Origin of the sequence: Streptomyces rugosispiralis (assembly GCF_024505145.1) — a bacterium.
Taxonomy (GTDB): Bacteria; Actinomycetota; Actinomycetes; order Streptomycetales; family Streptomycetaceae; genus Streptomyces; species Streptomyces rugosispiralis.
On the sequence record NZ_JANIAA010000130.1, the window covers coordinates 1 to 3,177 of the forward strand.

Genomic DNA, 3,177 nt, shown 5'->3' on the forward strand with positions numbered 1-3,177 from the left:
ACACAGTGGACGCGAGCAACTGAGGACAAGCCCTCGGCCTATTAGTACCAGTCAACTCCACCGGTCACCCGGCTTCCATATCTGGCCTATCAACCCAGTCGTCTACTGGGAGCCTTAACCCATCAAGTGGGTGGGAGCCCTCATCTCGAAGCAGGCTTCCCGCTTAGATGCTTTCAGCGGTTATCCCTCCCGAACGTAGCCAACCAGCCATGCCCTTGGCAGAACAACTGGCACACCAGAGGTTCGTCCGTCCCGGTCCTCTCGTACTAGGGACAGCCCTTCTCAAGACTCCTACGCGCACAGCGGATAGGGACCGAACTGTCTCACGACGTTCTAAACCCAGCTCGCGTACCGCTTTAATGGGCGAACAGCCCAACCCTTGGGACCGACTCCAGCCCCAGGATGCGACGAGCCGACATCGAGGTGCCAAACCATCCCGTCGATATGGACTCTTGGGGAAGATCAGCCTGTTATCCCCGGGGTACCTTTTATCCGTTGAGCGACGGCGCTTCCACAAGCCACCGCCGGATCACTAGTCCCGACTTTCGTCCCTGCTCGACCCGTCGGTCTCACAGTCAAGCTCCCTTGTGCACTTACACTCAACACCTGATTGCCAACCAGGCTGAGGGAACCTTTGGGCGCCTCCGTTACCCTTTAGGAGGCAACCGCCCCAGTTAAACTACCCACCAGACACTGTCCCTGATCCGGATCACGGACCCAGGTTAGACATCCAGCACGACCAGAGTGGTATTTCAACAACGACTCCACACTAACTGGCGTCAGCGCTTCACAGTCTCCCACCTATCCTACACAAGCCGAACCGAACACCAATATCAAGCTATAGTAAAGGTCCCGGGGTCTTTCCGTCCTGCTGCGCGAAACGAGCATCTTTACTCGTAATGCAATTTCACCGGGCCTATGGTTGAGACAGTCGAGAAGTCGTTACGCCATTCGTGCAGGTCGGAACTTACCCGACAAGGAATTTCGCTACCTTAGGATGGTTATAGTTACCACCGCCGTTTACTGGCGCTTAAGTTCTCAGCTTCGCGGAATCGAAACCCCACTAACCGGTCCCCTTAACGTTCCAGCACCGGGCAGGCGTCAGTCCGTATACATCGCCTTACGGCTTCGCACGGACCTGTGTTTTTAGTAAACAGTCGCTTCTCGCTGGTCTCTGCGGCCACCACCAGCTCAAGGAGCAAATCCCATCACCAGCAATGGCCCCCCTTCTCCCGAAGTTACGGGGGCATTTTGCCGAGTTCCTTAACCATAGTTCACCCGAACGCCTCGGTATTCTCTACCTGACCACCTGAGTCGGTTTAGGGTACGGGCCGCCATGAAACTCGCTAGAGGCTTTTCTCGACAGCATAGGATCATCCACTTCACCACAATCGGCTCGGCATCAGGTCTCACCCTTAAACGAGAGACGGATTTACCTACCCCTCGGGCTACACCCTTACCCCGGGACAACCACCGCCCGGGCTGGACTACCTTCCTGCGTCACCCCATCACTTACCTACTACCACCTTGGACCAGCGGCTCCACCACTCCCCTCAACTCCGAAGAGATCAGGGCGGCTTCACGGCCTTAGCATCAGAGGATTCGATACTGGGCGTTTCAAAGCGGGTACCGGAATATCAACCGGTTGTCCATCGACTACGCCTGTCGGCCTCGCCTTAGGTCCCGACTTACCCTGGGCAGATCAGCTTGACCCAGGAACCCTTAGTCAATCGGCGCACACGTTTCTCACGTGTGTATCGCTACTCATGCCTGCATTCTCACTCGTGAACCATCCACAACTCGCTTACACGGCTGCTTCACCCGGCACACGACGCTCCCCTACCCATCACAGCCCCCGTTAAGGGCACATGCTGCAATGACACGACTTCGGCGGTACGCTTGAGCCCCGCTACATTGTCGGCGCGGAATCACTTGACCAGTGAGCTATTACGCACTCTTTCAAGGATGGCTGCTTCTAAGCCAACCTCCTGGTTGTCTCTGCGACTCCACATCCTTTCCCACTTAGCGTACGCTTAGGGGCCTTAGTCGATGCTCTGGGCTGTTTCCCTCTCGACCATGGAGCTTATCCCCCACAGTCTCACTGCCGCGCTCTCACTTACCGGCATTCGGAGTTTGGCTAAGGTCAGTAACCCGGTAGGGCCCATCGCCTATCCAGTGCTCTACCTCCGGCAAGAAACACACGACGCTGCACCTAAATGCATTTCGGGGAGAACCAGCTATCACGGAGTTTGATTGGCCTTTCACCCCTAACCACAGGTCATCCCCCAGGTTTTCAACCCTGGTGGGTTCGGTCCTCCACGAAGTCTTACCTCCGCTTCAACCTGCCCATGGCTAGATCACTCCGCTTCGGGTCTTGAGCGCGCTACTCCACCGCCCTATTCGGACTCGCTTTCGCTACGGCTTCCCCACACGGGTTAACCTCGCAACACACCGCAAACTCGCAGGCTCATTCTTCAAAAGGCACGCAGTCACGACGCAAGGACAAATCCCTGCGCGACGCTCCCACGGCTTGTAGGCACACGGTTTCAGGTACTATTTCACTCCGCTCCCGCGGTACTTTTCACCATTCCCTCACGGTACTATCCGCTATCGGTCACCAGGGAATATTTAGGCTTAGCGGGTGGTCCCGCCAGATTCACACGGGATTTCTCGGGCCCCGTGCTACTTGGGAAATACACAAGAGAGCCGTACAGATTTCAGCTACGGGGGTCTTACCCTCTACGCCGGGCCTTTCGCATGCCCTTCGCCTACCCATACGGTTTCTGACTCTCCGACCAGCCGGCAGACCGATCCAGCACACTCCCACAACCCCGCATGCGCAACCCCTGCCGGGTATCACACACATACGGTTTAGCCTCATCCAGTTTCGCTCGCCACTACTCCCGGAATCACGGTTGTTTTCTCTTCCTGCGGGTACTGAGATGTTTCACTTCCCCGCGTTCCCTCCACACTGCCTATGTGTTCAGCAGCGGGTGACAGCCCATGACGACTGCCGGGTTTCCCCATTCGGACACCCCCGGATCAAAGCTCGGTTGACAGCTCCCCGGGGCCTATCGCGGCCTCCCACGTCCTTCATCGGTTCCTGGTGCCAAGGCATCCACCGTGCGCCCTTAAAAACTTGGCCACAGATGCTCGCGTCCACTGTGCAGTTCTCAA

Annotated in this window: 1 rRNA gene; it reads right to left on the minus strand. The window is 57.0% G+C overall.

Features of this window, described 5'->3' with window-relative positions:
• Positions 1-21: 21 nt before the first annotated feature.
• Positions 22-3,145: ribosomal RNA gene (locus tag NP777_RS46635) — 23S ribosomal RNA — on the minus strand.
• Positions 3,146-3,177: the final 32 nt, after the last annotated feature.